Origin of the sequence: Tistrella mobilis (genome assembly GCF_041468085.1) — a bacterium.
GTDB classification, from domain to species: Bacteria; Pseudomonadota; Alphaproteobacteria; order Tistrellales; family Tistrellaceae; genus Tistrella; species Tistrella mobilis_A.
The window spans coordinates 2,225,389-2,244,976 of the sequence record NZ_CP121017.1; the positions used below are offsets into that span (position 1 = coordinate 2,225,389).

The 19,588-nt window shown below is 65.5% G+C and carries 19 protein-coding genes; 15 read left to right on the plus strand and 4 right to left on the minus strand.

Features of this window, described 5'->3' with window-relative positions; genetic code table 11:
- The first annotated feature begins 98 nt into the window (after positions 1 to 98).
- The 12 genes from folK (at position 99) to P7L68_RS15900 (ending at position 10,314) form a co-directional block, all read left to right on the plus strand.
- Positions 99 to 710 carry a 2-amino-4-hydroxy-6-hydroxymethyldihydropteridine diphosphokinase gene (gene folK / locus P7L68_RS15845; RefSeq protein ID WP_372006592.1) on the plus strand — a complete coding sequence of 204 codons (612 nt, stop codon included), beginning with the start codon at positions 99 to 101 and terminating at the stop codon, positions 708 to 710.
- A 106-nt stretch (positions 711 to 816) separates the two neighbouring features.
- Positions 817 to 1,212, plus strand: a complete 396-nt coding sequence (rpoZ, locus tag P7L68_RS15850) for a DNA-directed RNA polymerase subunit omega (protein WP_372006593.1) — start codon at positions 817 to 819, stop codon at positions 1,210 to 1,212.
- A gap of 218 nt (positions 1,213 to 1,430) precedes the next feature.
- Positions 1,431 to 3,587: a bifunctional (p)ppGpp synthetase/guanosine-3',5'-bis(diphosphate) 3'-pyrophosphohydrolase gene (locus P7L68_RS15855; protein ID WP_372006594.1), complete on the plus strand. Its 2,157-nt coding sequence runs from the start codon at positions 1,431 to 1,433 to the stop codon at positions 3,585 to 3,587.
- An 86-nt stretch (positions 3,588 to 3,673) separates the two neighbouring features.
- Entirely contained in the window at positions 3,674 to 4,276 is a 603-nt protein-coding gene (gene pyrE / locus P7L68_RS15860; protein ID WP_372006595.1) for an orotate phosphoribosyltransferase, read from the plus strand.
- A 71-nt stretch (positions 4,277 to 4,347) separates the two neighbouring features.
- Complete coding sequence (locus P7L68_RS15865) at positions 4,348 to 5,139, plus strand: pyridoxine 5'-phosphate synthase (protein WP_372006596.1); 792 nt, start codon at positions 4,348 to 4,350, stop codon at positions 5,137 to 5,139.
- 4 nt (positions 5,140 to 5,143) lie between these two features.
- Positions 5,144 to 5,575 (plus strand): holo-ACP synthase, encoded by a 432-nt coding sequence (acpS, locus tag P7L68_RS15870; protein ID WP_372006597.1) that lies wholly within the window; start codon positions 5,144 to 5,146, stop codon positions 5,573 to 5,575.
- Entirely contained in the window at positions 5,572 to 6,372 is an 801-nt protein-coding gene (gene lepB / locus P7L68_RS15875) for a signal peptidase I (protein WP_372006598.1), read from the plus strand. Before acpS ends, lepB begins: the two co-directional genes overlap by 4 nt.
- Before the next feature lie 69 nt (positions 6,373 to 6,441).
- Entirely contained in the window at positions 6,442 to 7,170 is a 729-nt protein-coding gene (rnc, locus tag P7L68_RS15880; protein WP_372006599.1) for a ribonuclease III, read from the plus strand.
- 155 nt (positions 7,171 to 7,325) lie between these two features.
- A complete protein-coding gene (era, locus tag P7L68_RS15885) occupies positions 7,326 to 8,261 on the plus strand; it encodes a GTPase Era (RefSeq protein WP_372006855.1) in 936 nt (311 codons plus the stop codon).
- Between the two features lie 285 nt (positions 8,262 to 8,546).
- Complete coding sequence (locus P7L68_RS15890; RefSeq protein WP_372006600.1) at positions 8,547 to 9,170, plus strand: MotA/TolQ/ExbB proton channel family protein; 624 nt, start codon at positions 8,547 to 8,549, stop codon at positions 9,168 to 9,170.
- Complete coding sequence (locus tag P7L68_RS15895) at positions 9,160 to 9,774, plus strand: hypothetical protein (RefSeq protein WP_372006601.1); 615 nt, start codon at positions 9,160 to 9,162, stop codon at positions 9,772 to 9,774. Before P7L68_RS15890 ends, P7L68_RS15895 begins: the two co-directional genes overlap by 11 nt.
- 15 nt (positions 9,775 to 9,789) lie before the next feature.
- Positions 9,790 to 10,314 (plus strand): hypothetical protein, encoded by a 525-nt coding sequence (locus tag P7L68_RS15900; RefSeq protein WP_372006602.1) that lies wholly within the window; start codon positions 9,790 to 9,792, stop codon positions 10,312 to 10,314.
- Here the strand turns inward: P7L68_RS15900 and P7L68_RS15905 are convergent.
- Entirely contained in the window at positions 10,293 to 11,270 is a 978-nt protein-coding gene (locus P7L68_RS15905) for an NAD(P)H-binding protein (RefSeq protein WP_372006603.1), read from the minus strand. The genes P7L68_RS15900 and P7L68_RS15905 overlap by 22 nt on opposite strands.
- A 75-nt stretch (positions 11,271 to 11,345) precedes the next feature.
- On the opposite strand from P7L68_RS15905, the gene P7L68_RS15910 reads away from it, so the two are divergent.
- Genes P7L68_RS15910 through parC form a run of 3 tightly spaced genes read left to right on the plus strand, consistent with a single transcriptional unit; the run spans position 11,346 to position 15,405 of the window.
- The gene (locus P7L68_RS15910; protein WP_372006604.1) at positions 11,346 to 12,305 is read left to right on the plus strand and encodes a LysR family transcriptional regulator; all 960 of its coding nucleotides are present in this window, start codon (positions 11,346 to 11,348) and stop codon (positions 12,303 to 12,305) included.
- Positions 12,302 to 13,090, plus strand: a complete 789-nt coding sequence (recO, locus tag P7L68_RS15915) for a DNA repair protein RecO (protein ID WP_372006605.1) — start codon at positions 12,302 to 12,304, stop codon at positions 13,088 to 13,090. Before P7L68_RS15910 ends, recO begins: the two co-directional genes overlap by 4 nt.
- On the plus strand, positions 13,087 to 15,405 hold the full coding sequence (gene parC, locus P7L68_RS15920) for a DNA topoisomerase IV subunit A (RefSeq protein ID WP_372006606.1): 2,319 nt from the start codon (positions 13,087 to 13,089) through the stop codon (positions 15,403 to 15,405). Before recO ends, parC begins: the two co-directional genes overlap by 4 nt.
- A 134-nt stretch (positions 15,406 to 15,539) precedes the next feature.
- Here parC and P7L68_RS15925 read toward each other — a convergent pair whose 3' ends face one another.
- The 3 genes from P7L68_RS15925 to P7L68_RS15935 all read right to left on the minus strand — a co-directional run bounded on the left by P7L68_RS15925 (position 15,540) and on the right by P7L68_RS15935 (position 19,193).
- On the minus strand, positions 15,540 to 17,117 hold the full coding sequence (locus tag P7L68_RS15925; RefSeq protein WP_372006607.1) for a TRAP transporter large permease subunit: 1,578 nt from the start codon (positions 17,115 to 17,117) through the stop codon (positions 15,540 to 15,542).
- Positions 17,118 to 17,121: 4 nt separating this feature from the next.
- A complete protein-coding gene (locus P7L68_RS15930) occupies positions 17,122 to 17,664 on the minus strand; it encodes a TRAP transporter small permease subunit (protein ID WP_372006608.1) in 543 nt (180 codons plus the stop codon).
- Positions 17,665 to 18,083: 419 nt separating this feature from the next.
- Positions 18,084 to 19,193, minus strand: a complete 1,110-nt coding sequence (locus P7L68_RS15935) for a TRAP transporter substrate-binding protein (RefSeq protein WP_372006609.1) — start codon at positions 19,191 to 19,193, stop codon at positions 18,084 to 18,086.
- Positions 19,194 to 19,588 lie beyond the last annotated feature (395 nt).

Sequence of the window (19,588 nt, forward strand, 5' to 3'; positions counted from 1 at the left end):
GTCAGGAGAGGCCGGTCGGGTCGCGTATCGGATCATCCGCCAGCGCGACGTACTTAATCCCTCATGGCCCCAGATTACAAGACGGAACACGTCCGATCATGATGGAATTGCGTAAAGACACGATATTTATCGCGGTTGGTGCCAATCTCCCCGATGCTGAAGGTAGAATGCCGCGCGCTGCTTGTCAGGCTGCGGTGGTGCGACTTGGGGAAATGGGCTTCGATGTGATCGGCGTGTCGCGGTGGTACGAGAGTCCACCCATGCCGGACAATGGGGGCCCGTGGTACGTAAACGGTGTCGTGCATGCCGAAACGGCACTGGGGCCGGTCGAAGCCCTGGAGCGGTTGCATGCGATCGAGGCGGCGTTCGGCAGGGTACGTCGCCAGCGTTGGGAGTCGCGGCCGCTGGATCTTGATATCATAGACTACGCCGGCACCATCCGTCGCCCCCGGATCGCACCCATGCCGAACGTGCCCGGTGCACCGGTTCAGGCGATGACGGGGGCGCCCGATCCGGAACTGCCGCATCCGCGCATGCATGACCGCGCTTTCGTTCTGCTGCCGCTTGCCGATGTGGCGCCGGGCTGGCGTCATCCGGTTCTGGACCGATCGGTCAAAGAGCTGATCGCCGCGCTGCCTGCAGGGCAGATCATCCGCCCATGCATGGACGAAACCCCTGATTCCGGCGGTGAGGCTTTGACTTCGGCATAGTCGTGTCATAGTGTTCCGCGCCCGACGCGGGAGTACGGCCTTGCGGTCGCTTCTCCGTCGTCATACCTTTTTTGAGCGACTCTAAAAGTCATCGGAGCAACCAGCCATGGCCCGCGTCACCGTCGAAGATTGCGTCCGTCTTGTCCCCAACCGGTTCGATCTGGTGCTGATGGCCGCCCAGCGCGCCCGCGAGATCTCGTCTGGTGCGGCGCTGACCGTCGACCGCGATAACGACAAGAACCCCGTCGTCGCCCTGCGCGAGATCGCCGACGAGACCATCGATCTCGATACCGTCTCGCGGCAGCTGGTGCAGACCCATCAGCGCGTCCCCGAAGTCGACGAGCCGGACGAGGATATCCTCGATGCCATCGGCGAGGTGGCTTCGATCGCCAGCCGTCAGCTGGCCGAGGACGAACTGGCGGGCGGCGGTTCGCTGTCGGTGTCGGATGACGACGGCGACGGCACCCCGCGCTTCGAGGATGTCGACCCCGAGGACGACTGATCCTGATTCGGGGCCCGGATCTTTGACCGGGCCCTGATCCCTCTCGGGGGTATTGGCGTCGCAACCCAGCAGCGGCCGGGCCGGCCGGCCGCGCACGGGTTTCGCTTGGAAGGCCGGTCATACGGGGGCCACGGCTTCCGTCGGCGGACCGGTCCCTGACGGGCCCGGCCGGCGGCGTGCGGTAAAGTGGCGTCCTGCCATGCGGGTGACGCTGTTCGGTGATCAGGCAATACGAGCTGGTGGAGCGGGTCAAGGCCTATGACCCGGATGTGGACGAAGCGGCGCTGAATCGCGCCTATGTCTACGCAATGAAGATGCACGGCAGCCAGAAGCGTGCATCGGGCGATCCTTATTTCCTCCATCCGCTTGAAGTTGCCGGCATCCTGACCGAGCTGAAGCTCGACAGCCGGTCGATCGTGACGGCGCTGCTGCACGACACCATCGAAGACACGCCGGCCACGCTTGACGAGATCGAACAGATCTTCGGTGCCGAGGTCGCGCGCCTGGTCGACGGCGTCACCAAGCTCTCAAAGATCGAGCTGCAATCGGAACAGGCCAAGCAGGCGGAAAATTTCCGCAAGCTGCTTCTGGCCATGTCCGACGATATCCGCGTGCTGCTGGTCAAGCTGGCCGACCGGCTGCACAACATGCGGACGCTGCACTATATCGCCAAGCCCGAAAAGCGCCGGCGGATCGCGCTCGAAACGCTTGAAATCTATGCCCCCCTTGCCGAGCGTATCGGCATGCAGGCAGTCAAGGACGAGCTGGACGATCTGGCTTTCAAGGAGCTGCATGGCGACGCCCGCGACTCGATCCTGAAGCGACTGTCCTTCCTGCGTGAGAACGGGTCGGAACTGGTCGCCCGGATCGTTTCCCAAATGAAAGCCGTGATCGCGGAAACCGGTATTGCTGCCGAGATCTATGGGCGCGAGAAGCGTCCCTATTCGATCTGGCGCAAGATGCAGCGGAAGAACGTTGTGTTCGAACAGTTGTCGGACATCATGGCCTTCCGCGTGACCGTCGACAACATCCGCGACTGTTATGCGGTTCTGGGTGCCGTGCACGGTGCCTATCGCATGGTGCCGGGGCGGTTCAAGGACTTCATCAGCAACGCCAAGCCGAACGGCTATCGCTCGCTGCATACCACCGTGATCGGTCCGGAACGCCAGCGGATCGAGATTCAGATCCGCACCCGCGAGATGCACGAGGTGGCGGAGTATGGCGTTGCCGCTCACTGGCTTTACAAGCAGGAAAGCGGCGGACATGAAGGCCGGCAGTATCGCTGGATCCGCGGCCTGCTGGACATTCTTGAGCAGGCATCGAACCCTGAGGAGTTCCTTGAGCATACCAAGCTTGAGATGTTCCAGGATCAGGTGTTCTGCTTCTCGCCGAAAGGCGACCTGATCGCATTGCCGCGCGGCGCCACGCCGATCGACTTCGCCTATGCGGTCCATTCCGAAATCGGCGATACCTGCGTCGGCGCCAAGATCAACGGCCGCATGATGCCGCTGCGCACCCAGCTGCAGAACGGCGATCAGATCGAAATCATCACCTCCAAGGCGCAGACCCCGTCGCCGGCCTGGGAACGCTTTGTCGTCACCGGCAAGGCCCGATCCCGGATCCGCCGCTTCATCCGGCTGCGGGAGCGCGAGCAGTATGTCAGCCTGGGCCGGGCGATCCTGCAGAAGACCTTCCGGCAGGAACAGCGCCCGCTGACCGAAAAGGGCCTGGACCGGGCGCTGCGGGTCTTCACCCACAAGACGCTGGAAGATCTTTATGCGGCGGTGGGCAAGGGCGATATCACCGCCCGTCAGGTGATCGACACCGTCTTCCCCGAGGCCAGGGTGCCGAAGGAAGAGGGCGAAACCGGCAACGTCGTGCCGCTGAAGCGGATGCGCAGCGGCAAGAGCGGTGTCAACGGCCACGCCATCCCGATCCGTGGCCTGATCCCGGGTATGGCGGTGCATTATGCCGGCTGCTGCCATCCGATTCCGGGTGACCGGATCGTCGGCATCGTGGCCACCGGCAAGGGGGTCACCATCCATACCATCGACTGCGAGACGCTGGAGCAGTATGTCGATGAACCCGAGCGCTGGCTCGACGTCGCCTGGGACACCGGTTCGACCGGTGAAGCCGGGCATACCGCCCGTCTGGCGGTGATGGTATCGAACGAGCCGGGTGGCCTTGCGGCGCTGACCACGATGATCGCCAAGAATTACGGCAACATCACCAATCTCAAGATCACCAACCGCACCTCGGAATTCTTCGAGATGATCGTCGATGTCGAGGTGCACGACGTGAAACATCTGACCCATATCATCGCGGCCCTGCGGGCCGATCCGATGATCAATTCGGTCGACCGCGCTCGCGGCTGACCATCGGTTTCCACCCCCTCGGGGCCGCGTGTCGCACGGGCGATGCGCGGCTTCCACGCATCCCTATCACGGAGTTCGCCCGACCCATGGACACCGAAGAAGTCCTGGACGTGTTCCGCGCCTGCGGCGCGCTGCTCGAAGGCCATTTCATCCTGTCCTCCGGTCTGCGCAGCCCGCGCTATCTGCAGTGTGCGCGGGTCATGATGCATCCCGTCCAGGGTGAGCGTCTGTGCCGGGCGCTGGCGGACCGAATCAATGCGCGTCTCGCCGATGGCACCATCGCCGGCGGCGGCATCGACTGCGTCGTTTCCCCGGCCATGGGCGGTGTGATCGTCGGCTACGAAGTCGCCCGCCAGCTGGGCGTGCCGGCCATGTTCACGGAACGGGTGGATGGCAGTTTCACCCTGCGTCGCGGCTTTGCGATCGAGCCGGGCTGGCGGGTGCTGATGGCCGAAGATGTCGTGACCACCGGCAAGTCGAGCCGGGAATGCATCGCGGCGATCGAATCGGCCGGCGGCAGGGTGGTCGGCGCCTCTGCGCTGATCGACCGGTCCGCCGGCAAGGTCGATCTGGGGGTGCCCCTGGTGTCACTCACCGGTCTCGACGTGCCAAGCTATGACCCGAATGACCTTCCGCCTGAACTCGCGGCCCTGCCTGCCGTCAAGCCGGGCAGCCGCGGCCTCGCCTGAGCGCGGGGTCGCTTCCGGTGCCGGGGGATCCCGTCCACCCGGCACCAAAGCATGAAAAGGAACGCAAGCCAGTGACCCAGAACCGACCGCTCGCGGCCTGGTCCGCACCCCTGCAGGCCCATGGCGGCCGGCGTGGCGACGGGCCGCTCCGCCTGGGGCTCCGGCTCAATCATGCAGCTTTGCTCCGTCAGGCGGGTGACGGCCAACGCCCCGACATGGCGCGATTGGCTGAAGCAACCGTCAAGGCCGGCGCCGACAGTGTGGTCCTGAGGGTGGACGACGGCAGCGGCCTGATCACCGCCGACGATGTCCGTCGCATCGCCGAGCGTGCCCGCGTGCCGCTGACCCTGGAGATGCGGCCCGATCCGGCGCGGGTTGCCTGGGTCACGTCGCTCAACCCGGCTGCGGTGATGCTGCTGCCCGATCCTGAAGTCGATGCGGCGCGCATGGCGGCGGTTGCGGGCAGTCTGCACGAAGCCGGCGTGCCGGTGCTGGCACTGGTGGCGCCCGATATCCGGGTGATCGAGCAGGTGCATACCTCGGGGATCCGTGGCATTGAACTCGACACCACCTTCTATGGCGAAGCGGCGGAAGATCTGCGGGCGCCGCGGCTGCAGCAGATCCGCCATGCCGCCAGCCACGCCCACGGCCTTGGTCTGGGTCTGCAGGCCGGACATGCCCTGGACTATTCGACCCTGGCGCCGATTGCCGGGCTGCCGCATATCCAGGGTATCACCTGCGGCCGCTTCCTGATCACGGAAGCGCTGTTCATCGGCATCGAAGAGGCCGTGCGCCATACCCGCCGGCTGATCGACGCCGCCCGCCGGCAGGCACGGCGTCATGCGATGCGCGGGGCCGACTGACCCGATGATGCGGATCATCGGCACGGGGATCGACCTGGTCGACGTCCGGCGGATCGAGAAGACGCTCGACCGCTTCGGCGACCGTTTCGTGCGCCGCTGCTTCACGGTGACCGAGCGCAGCCTGTCCGACGGGCGGGTGCGTCGGGCCGAAAGCTACGCCAAGCGCTATGCCGCCAAAGAGGCCGGCGCGAAGGCACTCGGTACCGGGCTCGACCGGGGCGTGGCCTGGCGTGATATCGGGGTCGTGAACCTGCCGGGCGGCAGGCCGACGCTGCAGCTGACCGGCGGAGCCGAACGCCTTCTGGCGCAACTGGTGCCGCCGGGGTACCTTCCGAAGATCGATTTGACGCTGACCGACGAATATCCATATGCTCAGGCGCTCGTGATCATCAGCGCCGTGCCGGATATCTCGGCGCAAGACGGGAGTTCAACGTGACGCGCGACACGAGCCGGACGGACGGCGACAATCCGCGGAACCGCAAACCGCGGGCAGCCGAAGACCGCTCGGGCGGCTTCGGCGAGATGGTGAAGACGGTGGTCATCGCCGTCTTCTTCGCCCTGGTGATCCGGTCCTTCGCCTTCGAACCGTTCAACATCCCGTCGGGGTCGATGAAGCCGACCCTGCTGGTCGGCGACTATCTGTTCGTGTCGAAGTACAGTTACGGCTACAGCCGCTATTCCTTCCCCGGCAGCCTGCCGCTTTTCGAGGGCCGGATTCTGTCGAGCCCTGTGGAGCGTGGCGACGTGGCGGTCTTCCGTCTGCCGACAGATCCTTCGGTCGATTACATCAAGCGCATCGTCGGCCTGCCGGGCGACCGGATTCAGGTGATCGACGGTGTCCTGCACATCAATGGCACGGCCGTAGAGCGGCGTCGGATCGAGGATTTCGTCGAGACCGGCCCCGGCGGGCAGGAAATCCGTATCCCGCGTTACGTGGAAACGATGCCGGATGGTGGCCGGTCCTATGAGACGCTGGACCAGACGCCCTATGGCGCGCTGGACAACACGCCCGTCTATACCGTCCCCGCAGGCCATTATTTTGCCATGGGCGATAATCGCGACAATTCGCAGGACAGCCGGGTGCTCTCTGCCGTGGGTTTCGTCCCCGAGGACAACCTGATCGGCCGCGCCGAAGTGCTGTTCTTCTCGATCGACGACAGCGCCGCCTGGTGGCAGGTGTGGAAGTGGCCGTCGGCCATCCGCTGGTCGCGTCTGCTGGACGGTGTGGGTTGAGGATGGGCCGGGTGAAGAAGACCACAGGCATGAGGGCGGAGGCGGTTGAAGCCGGCCGCGGACGACGGCATGGATGAACAACGCCAGGCCAGCACGCTTGCAGACTGCGCGCGTGAGATCGGCCATGACTTCGACGATCCGTCGCTGCTGGAAGCGGCATTGACCCATCCGAGTGTCGACGGCGGCGGCCGTGATCGGAATGGCCGGGTCCGGCTCAATTACGAACGGCTTGAATTCCTGGGCGACCGGGTGCTCGGGCTGGCGGTGGCAGACCAGCTGTATCACCGTTTCCCGGGGGAGAGTGAAGGCGCGCTTGCCCGTCGCTTTGCGGCGCTGGTCCGGCGCGAAACCCTGGCCCGGGTGGCGGAGATGCTGTCGCTTGGCCGCTATCTGCGCCTGTCGCGGGGCGAAGACGACAGCGGCGGCCGCAGGAATCCCGCCAACCTTGCCGACGCTTGCGAAGCGGTGATCGCGGCACTCTATCTCGACGGCGGATTCGATACCGCCCGTCGCTTCGTCGAACGCTATTGGGCGCCGCTGATGGAGGAAGACCTCCGTCCGCCCAAGGACCCGAAGACCGCGCTCCAGGAATGGGCGCAGGCGCGGGGCCTTGAAGCGCCCGTCTACACCGTGATCGGCCGCGAAGGCCCGGATCACGCCCCGTCCTTCCGCGTCCGCGCCCTGGTGGCGCGGCTCGGCGCCGAGGAGGCCACCGGCGCCTCCAAGCGCATCGCCGAGCAGGCCGCGGCCCAAAGCCTGCTGAGCCGCGCCGAGGGGCGCGGTGGAGACCAGAAATGACGATTGAAACCCCCGGCAAGACCCCTGAGACGCCCGGCGACGACGAGATCCGCAACGAGGATCTGCGTGACGACGATCTGTATGATGATGAGGCCGACGATCTCGACGACGACCGGGATGACGAGGACGACGGGGACGAGGACGACGGCCTCGACATGCTGCCGCCGCCCGAGGCACCGGCCTCGGTGCCGGTCGACGAGCAGAAGACCGGCTTCTTCGCCGTGATCGGTGCGCCCAATGCCGGCAAGTCGACACTGGTGAACCGTCTTGTCGGCTCCAAGGTCTCGATCGTCAGCCCGAAGGTGCAGACCACCCGCAGCCGGATCGTCGGCATCGCGATGCACGGGCCGGCCCAGCTGGTGTTCATCGATACCCCCGGCATCTTCCGGCCCAAGCGCCGGCTGGAAAAGGCCATGGTCCAGGCGGCCTGGAGCGGTGCCGGCGATGCCGGCGACGGGCTGCTGCTGATGATCGACGCCAAGCGCGGCATCACCGACGATGTGCGCCTGATCGTCGACGGGCTGAAGGCCGAAGGGCGCCGGGCCTGGGCAGTGCTCAACAAGGTGGACCTGCTCGCGCGCGAAAAGCTTCTGCCGCTGGCGGCGGAAGTGGACGGGCTCGGCATCTTCGACCGGATCTTCATGATCTCGGCCGAGAACGGCTCGGGTGTCGACGACCTGGCCGATGCTCTGGCGGCGGTCGCCCGGAAGGGCCCGTGGATGTATCCGGAAGATCAGGCAAGCGACGTGCCGATGCGCTTCCTGGCAGCCGAGATCGTCCGCGAGAAGCTGTTCCTCAGCCTGCACGAGGAACTGCCCTATGCGCTGACGGTTGAGACCGAAGCCTGGACGGAGAAGCCGGACGGCAGCGCCCGCATCGATCAGGTGGTTTATGTTCAGCGCGAGAGCCACCGCAAGATCGTACTCGGCGCCGGCGGGCGGACGATCAAGCATGTCGGCAGCGCGGCCCGGACGGAACTGCAGCAGATCCTGGAACGCCGGGTACACCTGTTCCTGTTCGTGAAGGTCCGCGAAAGCTGGGCGGATGATCCCGAGCGCTATCGCGAGATGAATCTGGACTACCCGCGCTGACCGCACGCGCTCCCGTCAAGGGATTGATGTTACAGCATTCAATAACGGCTTGATCACCCGCACATACCCGACCACCTCCTGAAAAGGAGGGCGGGTTTCCTGCGAGAGGTCCCGGTCCGGTTCGTGGACCCCGCACCGCCGATCCGGCTGCCGGTCCGGCGACGAGCGCCCGTGCGCCCGCCGGACCGGATGTGCCGGGCCGGTCCCCGATCCCGCCCCCCGTCCCACGCCGATGGCGCGTCTGTAACCGCGCCCGAGGCGCGCGCGTCCGAGGGGGTGGTTTGCATGCATCATCGCTATCTTCTGATCTATCGTTTCCTGCTGGTGAATATGGTGGCCGCCGCGGGGCTGGCCATGGCCTGGGTCCATGGCTGGATCGACCGGGTGCTCGTGTCTGATTCGAGCCGGATTTCGGTTCTGATCTTTGCGGTCTTCCTGGTCGGCCTCACGCTCTGTGCCTGGCGGATCATCCAGATCAGCGAAGGGCTGAACGATCTCAAACGGGCCGAACCCGCAAGAAACGGCCGGGTTGCCGCCTATCTTGCCACATTGACCCGTGTGCCCGAGGCACGCCGCCCGGTGGTTGCCGAGGGGCTGAAGGCCAAGCTCTACGCCCGGGCGTCGAATGTGCGCTACATCGCCGACAGCCTGGTTCTGCTGGGCCTGATCGGCACGGTGGTCGGCTTCATCGTGGCGCTGTCAGGCGTTGATCAGGACCGTGTCGCCGATGTCTCGGCGGTCGGTCCGATGGTCGCCCAGCTGCTGGACGGCATGGCGATCGCGCTCTGGACGACCCTGGTGGGCAGCATCCTGCACATCTGGCTTCGGCTGAATTATCAGATCCTTGCGGGCGGCACCGTCACCCTGGTCGCGGATCTTGTCGCGCGGGGTGAAGGCGATGTTGTATGACGACCCTCTCAAACCCGATGGCGACGACGGTGCAGGAACCGTCTTTCGCGATGTCATCACCCTCACCCTGCTGGGCTTCGTGGCGGTGGTCATCCTGCTGCTGCCGCATCTCAACCCGCCCCGCAAGCAGGATCAGGCGGAAGTCACCGCCCCCGGCAATGTGATCGTCGAGGCACTGTGGGCGGCGGATCTCGACACGGATGTCGACCTCTGGGTCAAGGCACCGGGGGATGTACCGGTCGGCTATTCCAACAAGGGCGGGGTCATCTTCAACCTGCTGCGTGACGACCTCGGCCGCTATGGTGACGCCACCGACAGCAATCACGAAGTCTCCTACAGCCGGGGCATTCCGCCGGGCGAGTACATCGTGAACGTCCATCTGTTCCGTAACCAGAGCCGGCAGCTGCCGGTGCGGGTGAAGGTGGTCGCCAGCGTGAAGAGCGATCAGCAGTCGTCGGCCCGGCAGATCCTGGCGACCGAGGTGGCCCTGAACCGCGAGGGTGAGGAGATCACGGCGATGCGCTTCCGGCTCGACGACAAGGCGAGGCTGGTGCCGGACAGCGTCAACAGCCTCTATCAGCGCCTGCGCAGCCATCGCGGGTGAGGGAAGGAGAGACGCATGAGCGATGTCGTCTACGTCTTCGCCGCCACGGCCGGCATCGCCGCCCTGCTTGCGACGCTTGCCATCTGGGCGCCCAGGCGCCTTCCGGTACGGATGGCCGCCATCGGGCTGACCGCCTTGCTGCTGCCCGCCGCCTATCTGGGCTTCACCACATTGTTGTCGCAACCCAAGCCGATCACGATGGAATGGCTGGACAAGGGGGCCGGCGAGGCCACCGTGCTGGGATCTGTGATACGGGAAGGCGAGGGGATCTATCTGTGGATCCAGCCCGAGGGCGACGATATTCCCCGCTATTATGTCCTGCCCTGGGATCTGAAACAGGCCCAGCAGTTGCAGAACGCCATGCGCGATGCCGACAAGAACCAGAACGGCCTGAAGATGCGCGCCCCCTACGAGCCCACCTGGGACCGGCGCGAGCCACGATTCTATGCGGCACCACAGCCGGCACCGCCACCCAAGCGTGGCCCGGAAGAGGAGGATGACGGGCCGATGATCTATCGTCATCCCGGCTGGGACGTCTGAGCCGGGGGCAGGCAACCGAGTCCCGTCAGGGTCCGGCGAACCGCCTCGTCAAGCGGCGTGTGCGGTTCGACACCGATCAGCGCCAGCAGCCGGTCATTCGACATCCGAATCGGCATCTGCCACAGATGGCGCATCTCCCGAAGATTGCGGATCAGCGGCACGAATGGTGCGGCAAGGCCGAGCATCCGCCAGGGCAGGCGCCGGATCCTGACCGGCCGCCCCGCCGCCCGGGCGATTGCGGTGGTCATGGCGGTGCCGTCCGGATCCCAATGCCCCGCCATATGCAGGGTGGTGAAGGCCGGCAGCCGGTCGCGGATGGCCACCAGCCGCAGGAAGGTGGCGGCCATGTCGGGCAGATAGGTCCATTGATGACCGATACCCGGCCGGCCGGGATGGATCACCCGGCGGACCGGCCGGCCGGGCTGTACCAGGCATTGCGAAAACCAGTTGTTGCCGGGTCTCGGACCGAAGAAGTCGCCGGCGCGCAACACGATGCTGCGCACCCCGCCATCTGCGGCCCGTTGGAGACGGCGCTCCATCTCGGCGCGGATGGCGCCTTTCGCGGTGTCGGGATGCTGCGGGGACGTCTCGGTCAGAATGGGACAGGCATCGCTGCCGTAATTGTAGATGGTCCCGGGCAGCAGAATGGTGGCGCCGGTTGCATGGGCGGCGGCGATGGTGGCGTCGATCATCGGCAGCACCAGTTGATGCCAATTGCGATAGCCGGGCGGGTTCACTGCGTGCAGGATCAGCCGGCATCCCGCCGCAGCCCTGCGGACATCGTCGGGCGACATGGCGTCGCCCGGCACCCAGGTGATGCCCGGTATGGCCGGCATGGAGGTTGCGCGCCTGCTGAGGGCGTGCACCTGCCAGCCCTCAGCCACCAGCTGCCGCGCCGTCTCTCCACCGATGCCGCCGGACGCTCCAAGGACCAGGGCCTTAGCGTTCATGCTCATGTGTTCGCTCCGCCTTGTGGGGTGACGGAGCCAGCATCGCCCCCTCGGGTCCTCCAGAAAATTGACGAGGTTCCTATGGTCGCTATACTTTCGTGCATGGCCATGGGTGATCCGAGCTGGGATCTGTATCGCACCTTTCTCGCAGTTCTGCGGGAGGGGTCGCTGTCGGCTGCCGCCCGACATCTGGGGCTGGCCCAGCCCACGGTCGGCCGTCATGTCGATGCCCTGGAACAGGCCGTGGGCCAGCAGCTCTTCACCCGCTCCCTGCATGGGCTGGTGCCGACCCCTGCGGCGCTGGAACTCGGACCCTATGCCGAAACCCTGCAGGCGACGGCATCGGCGCTGCTGCGTGCGGCCTCGGCCTCGGCCGCCGAAGTGGCGGGGACGGTGCGGGTCACGGCAAGCGAGGTGATCGGCGTCGAGGTTCTGCCTCCGATCCTGGCCGCCCTGCAGGACACCCATCCGGGCTTGACGGTCGAGATCGTGCTGTCGAATGCCGTGGAGGATCTGTTGCGCCGGGATGCGGATATTGCGGTGCGCATGATTGCCCCGGCACAGGAGGCGCTTGTCGCCAAGCGTGTGGGGGCCGTCGCGCTGGGGCTGCATGCCCGTCGCGATTATCTTGACCGCTACGGCATGCCGTCCACCCCGGCAGATCTGAGCCGGCACCGGCTGATCGGCTTCGATCGTGAGACGGCAATCGTCCGGCGGTTCATGGCGGGGGCAGAGGAGCATGGCCTCGGCGGCTTTACGCGGTCGCGCTTCGCGCTCAGAACCGACAGCGACCTGGCGCAGCTGGCGCTGATCCGGGCCGGCGCCGGAATCGGCTTCTGCCAGGTGGCTGTCGCCCGCCGGAGCCCGGATCTGATTCGCGTGCTGCCCGAGGTGAACGGGTTGGTGCTGGACACCTGGGTTGCGATGCACGAGAACCTGCGCCGGGCGCCGCGTTGCCGGGTCGTCTTCGACGCCCTGGTGGAAGGGTTGCGCCACCATGTTGCGGCGGGCGGGGATGTCGCCGCAGGAGAGCCCGGATGATCGAGTGGACCGAAGAGGCGATCGTGCTGGCTGCCCGCCGCCACGGCGAGGCCGATGTCGTGCTCTCGGCCCTGACCGATGGCCATGGCCGCCATCAGGGGCTGGTTCGCGGCGGGGCCGGGCGGCGCATGCGCGGAACGATCGAGCCGGGCAACCGGCTGCTGGTCACCTGGAAGGGCCGCCTGGACAGCCAGCTCGGCGGCTATACCATCGAGCCCCTGGACGAGCCGGCAGGCCGGATGATCGATGACGGGCTGCGGCTGACCGCACTTGGTGCCCTTGCCGCCGTTCTGGATCGCATCCTGCCCGACCGGCTGCGCATCGGCGGGCTGTTCGACCGGGCCGTCGCGCTGATCGCCGCGATCGAACATGCGCCTGAGACGGTCTGGGCGGCGGCTTTCGTGCTTCTTGAGCGAGACCTGCTTGCCGATCTGGGATATGGGTTGGATCTAGGGACCTGCGCCCTGACCGGGGTGACCGAGGATCTCAGCCATGTCTCTCCCCGCTCGGGTCGGGCGGTATCCCGGGCCGCCGGCGCCCCTTGGGCGGACCGTTTGCTGCCGCTGCCGGGCTTCATGAGCGGCACCGTGCCGCTGGACAGGGCAGAGGCGGCGGAGATCGTTGACGGCCTGCGTCTGACCCTTTACTTCCTCGATCGACACCTGTTTTCCGGTGCCGGCCAGCCCGTGCCGCCGCTCAGGATCGCGCTGGCCGATCGGCTGGCACGCCGGAGCGGCCGGGGGCCATCCTCCGCAGACGGCACCAACCCGATGGAGATCCGATGAGCGACGAGACCGGAAGCCCGGACAATGCGGGGCTGATCGAGACCGTACCATTGGCCGATGCGCTGGGTGAGCGTTACCTCGCCTATGCGCTGTCGACCATCACCTCGCGCTCGCTGCCCGATGTCCGCGACGGGCTGAAGCCGGTGCAGCGGCGGCTGCTCTACGCCATGCGGCAGCTGAAGCTGGACCCCGCCCAGGGCTTCAAGAAATGCGCCCGCGTGGTCGGTGACGTGATTGGTAAATACCACCCGCACGGTGACACCGCGGTCTATGACGCGATGGTCCGTCTGGCGCAGGATTTCGCGCTTCGCTATCCGCTGGTCGACGGCCAGGGCAATTTCGGCAACATCGACGGCGACAATGCCGCCGCCATGCGATACACCGAGGCCCGGCTGACCGAGGTCGCGATGCTGCTGCTGCAGGATCTGGACCGTGACACCGTCGCTTTCCGCGCCAATTATGACGGAACCGACGAAGAGCCGGTGGTGCTGCCCGCGGGCTTCCCCAATCTGCTTGCCAACGGGGCAACCGGCATTGCGGTCGGCATGGCGACCAGTATCCCGCCGCACAACGCCGCAGAACTGGCCGAGGCGGCGCGCATGATGCTGGGCCATCGCAAGACCGATCGGGATTTCCCGGAAGGGACGGCCGTCCGGCCCGAGGATCGTTATCGGGACTGCCCGCACGAGGCGCTGCTGAGCCATGTCCAGGGACCCGATTTTCCGACCGGCGGTGTGCTGGTCGAAAGCAAGGCTTCGATTGCCGAGGCCTATGCCACCGGCCGTGGCGGCTTTCGGGTGCGGGCGCGCTGGCATCGCGAGGATCTGGCCCATGGCCGCTATCAGATCGTCGTCACCGAGATTCCGTTCCAGGTCCAGAAGGGCCGGCTGATCGAGCGGGTGGCGGAGCTGCTGACCGCCAAGAAGCTGGCGCTGCTCGCGGATATTCGCGACGAATCGGCCGAGGATGTGCGCATCGTGCTGGAGCCGCGATCGCGCGATGTCGATCCCAATCTGCTGATGGAGAGCCTGTTCCGGCAGAGTGATTTCGAGAACCGCTTCAGCCTGAACATGAACGTGCTCGACGCCGATGGCGTGCCGCAGGTTATGAGCCTGCGCGGCGTGCTGGCCGCCTTCATCGAGCACCGTATCGAGGTGCTGCGCCGGCGCACCCGCCACCGCCTGTCGGAAATCGCCCGGCGGCTGGAGGTGCTGCAGGGCCAGCTGATCGCCTATCTGAACCTCGACGAGGTGATCCAGATCATCCGGACCGCCGACGAGCCGAAGGCGGGGCTGATGACACGGTTCGAGCTGACCGAGGTTCAGGCCGAGGCCATTCTCAACATGCGGCTGCGGGCTCTGCACAAGCTGCAGCAGATCGAGATCGAGCGCGAGAGCAAGCAGCTGACCACGGAGCAGAAGAAGCTCAAGGGGCTGCTCGCCGACGAAGGCCGCCAGCGGGATGCATTGGATGTCGAATTCGCCGATCTGGTGAAGCGTTTCGGCCCCGAGACCGACCTCGGCCGGAGGCGCACCACGCCGGGTGAGGCACCGAAGACCGAGATGGTTTCGATCGAAGCGTTGGTCGAGCGTGAGCCGGTGACCATCGTGCTCTCGACCATGGGCTGGATTCGGGCGATGAAGGGGCATATCGGCCCCGATCAGGAGCTGCGCTTCAAGGAAGGCGATGCCGAGGCACAGCGCATCGAGGCCCAGACCACCGACAGGATCCTGGTCTTCGCCGATGACGGCCGGGTCTATACCCTTCAGGGTGACAAGCTGCCGCCTGGCCGTGGCTTCGGAGAACCGTTGCGGCTGATGGTCGATCTGGCCGCCGATGCCCGGATCGTAACCCTGGCCCTGGCCGGGACGCCCGGGGATCTGCTGCTGGTGGCGAGCGACGGCCGTGGCTTCATGGTCAAGCCGGAGGACGCTGTGGCCCAGACCCGTACCGGCCGTCAGGTCCTGGTGCCGGGTGAGGGGCAGAAGCTGAAACTGGTGCGGCGGATCGATGCCGATGCGACCCATCTCGCCATCGTGGGCGAGAACCGCAAGCTTGCGATCTATCCGATCGACCAGGTGCCGCATATGACCCGCGGCAAGGGCGTGCGGCTGCAATCCTATCGCCAGGGCGGCCCGTCGGACGTGCGTGGCCTGAAGCTGGTAGAGCCGCAGGACGGCCTCTCCTGGCAGCGGGGGCCGCAGACCCGCAAGGTGCTGATGCCTGAACTGGCCCGCTGGATCACCAAGGCACGTGGCGGGCCGGGTGCTCTGGCACCCAACGGCTTCCCGCGCGACAACCGCTTCGGCGACTGAGCCTTCCGCATATCCGGCAAACGACAAAGAACGGCCCGGCGGATCCCCATCCGCCGGGCCGTTCTTCATGATTGATCCGCCGGCACCGCCCGGCCGCCCCGTCCCCCGACAAGGCCGGCCGGAAGATGTGCGGGTTACCTGTAGAGCAGATCGGGCAGGAAGGTGGTGATGCCCGGGAAGGTCCACAGAATGGCGAGCGCCAGAATCTGGATCAGCACGAAGGGAACCACACCCTTATAGATGTCCCAGGTCTTGACCGACGGCGGCGCAACACCGCGCAGATAGAACAGCGCGAAGCCGAAGGGCGGGGTCAGGAACGAGGTCTGCAGGTTCATGGCCATCATGACGCCCAGCCAGACCGGGTTCACGTCGAGCTGGAGCAGAACCGGGGCAACCAGCGGGACCACCACGAAGGTGATCTCGATGAAGTCCAGGAAGAAGCCCATGATGAACATGACGATCATCACGATCAGCAGGGCCCCGAAGGCACCGCCCGGCATGCCGGTCAGGAGTTCGTGGACCAGATCGTCGCCGCCCAGCCCGCGGAACACCAGCGAGAAGGCTGCGGCACCGATCAGGATGACGAAGACCATCGAGCTGACCCGGGCAGTGCCGCGCATCACCTCGTTCAGCATGTTGGTCCGCGCCGCACGCAGAATAGAGATGATCAGCCCCCAGGCGATCAGCACCAGCAGGATCGCCGCGACGATGATGCCGATATTCTCGGCCGTGCTGATCACGCTGCGCTGGAAGCGCAGGTCCATAAAGCCCGTGAGGACAAGAATCGCGATCAGGGCCGCGCCCGAGATGTAGATCGGGATGGGGCTGCGTTCCGGATCGCGGGCGGCGCCGAGCATCAGCGAGCCGACGGCACCCACCGCCGCGGCTTCGGTCGGCGTGGCGAGACCACCCAGGATCGACCCCAGCACGGCGATGATCAGCACCAGCGGCGGCACCAGGGCGCTGAAGATCCGCTTGCCGAAACCAGGACCACGGCCTTCGGCCACCTCTTCCGCGGTGAGAGCGGGCGACCCGGCCGGATTGATGATGCCCGCGAAGACCTGGTAGAGAATGTACAGCCCGACCAGCATCAGGCCCGGGATCAGCGCACCGGCGAACAGGTCACCGACCGAGACGGTATCGGGCGAGAAGATACCCATCTTGAGCTGCGCCTGCTGATAGGCGGAGCCCATGACGTCACCCAGCAGCACCAGCACGATCGAGGGCGGGATGATCTGGCCGAGCGTCCCCGCCGCGGCGATGCCGCCGGTGGCGAGGCGCGGATCGTAGCCGCGCCGGAGCATGGTCGGCAGCGCGATCAGACCCATGGTGACGACGGTTGCACCGACGATACCGGTCGACGCCGCAAGCAGCGCACCGACCACCGAGACCGAGATGCCGAGGCCGCCGCGCAGGCGGCCGAACAGCAGGCCCATGGTCTCAAGAAGTTCCTCGGCAACCTTCGAGCGTTCCAGCACCACGCCCATGAACACGAACAGCGGCACCGCGACCAGGGTCTCGTTGGTCATGGTGCCGAAGATGCGCTGGGGCAGGAAGCTGAGGAACGACAGGTCGAACACGCCGAGGGCGTTGCCGATGAAGGCGAAGATGATCGATACGCCGCCCAGTGTGAAGGCGACCGGAAAGCCCATGAGCAACGCCCCGACCAGGACGATGAACATGGCGATGTCGAGATAGTCCTTGATCAGCATGGCGTCACGCAGCCCCGCCCGTTCGAGACTTGTTTGTGTCCGCCAGGCCGGCGATCACCAGGATCGAGCGCAGCGCAAGCGCCACGCCCTGGAGGCCGACCAGGACTGTGAAGGCCAGGATGGTGGTCTTGAACAGATAGACGCCGGGCAGACCACTGGTCTCGTTCGACGCTTCTTTCACCGCCCAGGATGAGGCGACGTAAGGATAAGCGACGTCCCAGATGACGTAGATGAACGGAGCGAGGAAGACGATGCAGCCGAAGAGATCGACCATCGCTTTCTTGCGGGGTTTGGCTTCGCCGTAGAACACGTCAACCCGGACGTGCGCATCGTAAAGCAGCGCATAGCCCGCGGCGACGAGGAACAGGATGCCGTGCATGATCAGGATCGATTCCTGAACCGCGATCGCGCCGACGCCATAGACGTAGCGCATCAGCACGATTGCGAACTGCACGACCACCAGCACGAGAGCAAGCCAGGAAACGACTCGTCCGATCCCTTCGTTCACCGCGTCCACGGCGCTTGCAAGCGCTCTGAGGGCGTTCACGGTGTTCCCTCCTAATGGGTTCTTTCTGCCTTGTCACAGGCGGCTGCTGGGGGAGCGATCGGCCGCAACCCGGCCGAAACGTGCTCCTTGTATAGAAGAAGCGCACTGAAATTGCAGTCTTTTTGTCATTTTTTGACAGATCAGGGCGCATTTTCGTTCGTGTGAACGATCCGACTTCGAGTCAGTGAAGTAATTGGCGCAAGATGTCTTGTCTTCGCCGTTTCGTGAAACGACGTTTCAAGCCAGATCCACCGACAACCGCGTTGGTTGAACCATCGGGCGGATTAGTGCCGTAATGTGGAACGCGACAGTCGGGACGGAAAAGCCCGTGTCTCCGCGGTGGTCCAGGCGGCGACACGGGCTCGGGATATCTGCGGTCAGGCAGGCGGGTACAGGGTGAACCCCATACCCCGATCGCCTCAGACCGAGAACTTCGGACCGGCGGCCCGGATGTTCAGATAGGGCTGCTCTGCATGCTGCTGCCAGGTCATGCTGTTGTTGCGGAAGGTATAGTAGCTCTTGACGATCCGCTTCAGGATGTCGTCACCACCGCCGCTCAATTCGTTGATGAACGATTCGGCGGCGTCACCCAGCACCTTGTAGACCGGATCGGGGAAGGGGCGAACCTTCACGCCATGCTCGTTGATCAGGGTCGCAACGGCTGCGGAGTTGCGGACGATGAACTGGCCCACACCTTCCTGATAATCGCTGTAGGCGGCCTGACGGACGATCGCCTTCAGATCGTCGGGCAGGGCATCCCAATGCTTCTTGCCGATGCCGATTTCGATGGTGGCCGAGGGCTCGCCGATGCCGGGGGTGTAGTAGTTCTTCGCAACCCGATGCAGACCGAAGGCCAGATCGTTCCAGGGGCCGACCCAGTCGGCCGCATCGACGGTGCCCGACTGCATGGCCTGGAAGATTTCACCACCGGGCAGCTGAACCACGTTGCAGCCAAGCCGGCGGAAGATTTCCGCGTTCAGGCCGGCGGTACGGAACTTCAGGCCCTTCAGGTCGTCGGGCGTGTTGATCTCCTTGGCGAACCAGCCCACGGCCTGCGCGCAGGTGTTGACCGCCGGGAAGGCCTTCACGCCGAACGGGGCATAGAGTTCATCCTGGAGCTTCTCGCCGTCGCCGACCGCCCACCAGGCGAACTGTTCGGCGGCATAGAGGCCGTAGGGCGCGGTGGTGAAGAAATGGAAACCGGGATGCTTACCGCCATAGTAATAGGCGGCCGAGTGATAGATTTCCGCAGCCCCCTGCTGCACGGCATCGAAGGCACCGAAAGCCGGCACCAGTTCACCGGCGGCGAAGACCTTCACGGTCAGCCGTCCGCCGCTCATGCTGGTGATCTTCTGCGCGATGCTCTCCGCGGCCGTCCCGAGGCCGGGGAAGTTCTTCGGCCACGAGGTGACCATGCGCCACTCGATCTTGCCCTGCGCGATGGCCGGCGCCGGGAAGTTGGAAGCGGCGACGGCGGCGGCAGCGGCACCCGCGGCGGCCGATCCCTTGAGGAACGAACGACGATCCATCGATCGGTCTCTCCCTGATGAATTTTTTGGCAGCTTTTCGTGCGTTTTGGTCGGTTGCCCGACGTCCCCGGATCCGGCGGGGGGGCGGATCGCCGGCGAACGTAGAGATACCCCCGAAACCATCGCCGGCACGGCCCCTCCCTGGCCGCGGGTCTCTGCCGCGATCAGGCCCCGGTCCGGCGATCTGGGGGGTAGTATAAGGGGTCATCGAGTGAACGCAAGCTGACATGGTGAGATTGGGTCAGTAATGTTCACCCAATCGGACCAAGGCTTTCTCTGCATTGCGCTGCAAAATTTAATGATGCAATGCAATATAGATACATGCAGCTCCGCTGCCGCGGGGACTGAAATGCGGCGGCCCTTGCGTCTTTACCAACCGGAACACGCAAGGGCCG

Coding starts and splice junctions, on each gene's coding strand:
- folK (WP_372006592.1), top strand. CDS start 99: ATGATGGAATTGCGTAAAGACACGATATTTATCGCGGTTGGTGCCAAT.
- rpoZ (WP_372006593.1), top strand. CDS start 817: ATGGCCCGCGTCACCGTCGAAGATTGCGTCCGTCTTGTCCCCAACCGG.
- pyrE (WP_372006595.1), top strand. CDS start 3,674: ATGGACACCGAAGAAGTCCTGGACGTGTTCCGCGCCTGCGGCGCGCTG.
- acpS (WP_372006597.1), top strand. CDS start 5,144: ATGATGCGGATCATCGGCACGGGGATCGACCTGGTCGACGTCCGGCGG.
- rnc (WP_372006599.1), top strand. CDS start 6,442: ATGGATGAACAACGCCAGGCCAGCACGCTTGCAGACTGCGCGCGTGAG.
- era (WP_372006855.1), top strand. CDS start 7,326: ATGCTGCCGCCGCCCGAGGCACCGGCCTCGGTGCCGGTCGACGAGCAG.
- P7L68_RS15890 (WP_372006600.1), top strand. CDS start 8,547: ATGCATCATCGCTATCTTCTGATCTATCGTTTCCTGCTGGTGAATATG.
- P7L68_RS15895 (WP_372006601.1), top strand. CDS start 9,160: ATGTTGTATGACGACCCTCTCAAACCCGATGGCGACGACGGTGCAGGA.
- P7L68_RS15900 (WP_372006602.1), top strand. CDS start 9,790: ATGAGCGATGTCGTCTACGTCTTCGCCGCCACGGCCGGCATCGCCGCC.
- P7L68_RS15905 (WP_372006603.1), bottom strand. CDS start 11,270: ATGAGCATGAACGCTAAGGCCCTGGTCCTTGGAGCGTCCGGCGGCATC.
- P7L68_RS15910 (WP_372006604.1), top strand. CDS start 11,346: ATGGTCGCTATACTTTCGTGCATGGCCATGGGTGATCCGAGCTGGGAT.
- recO (WP_372006605.1), top strand. CDS start 12,302: ATGATCGAGTGGACCGAAGAGGCGATCGTGCTGGCTGCCCGCCGCCAC.
- parC (WP_372006606.1), top strand. CDS start 13,087: ATGAGCGACGAGACCGGAAGCCCGGACAATGCGGGGCTGATCGAGACC.
- P7L68_RS15925 (WP_372006607.1), bottom strand. CDS start 17,117: ATGCTGATCAAGGACTATCTCGACATCGCCATGTTCATCGTCCTGGTC.
- P7L68_RS15935 (WP_372006609.1), bottom strand. CDS start 19,193: ATGGATCGTCGTTCGTTCCTCAAGGGATCGGCCGCCGCGGGTGCCGCT.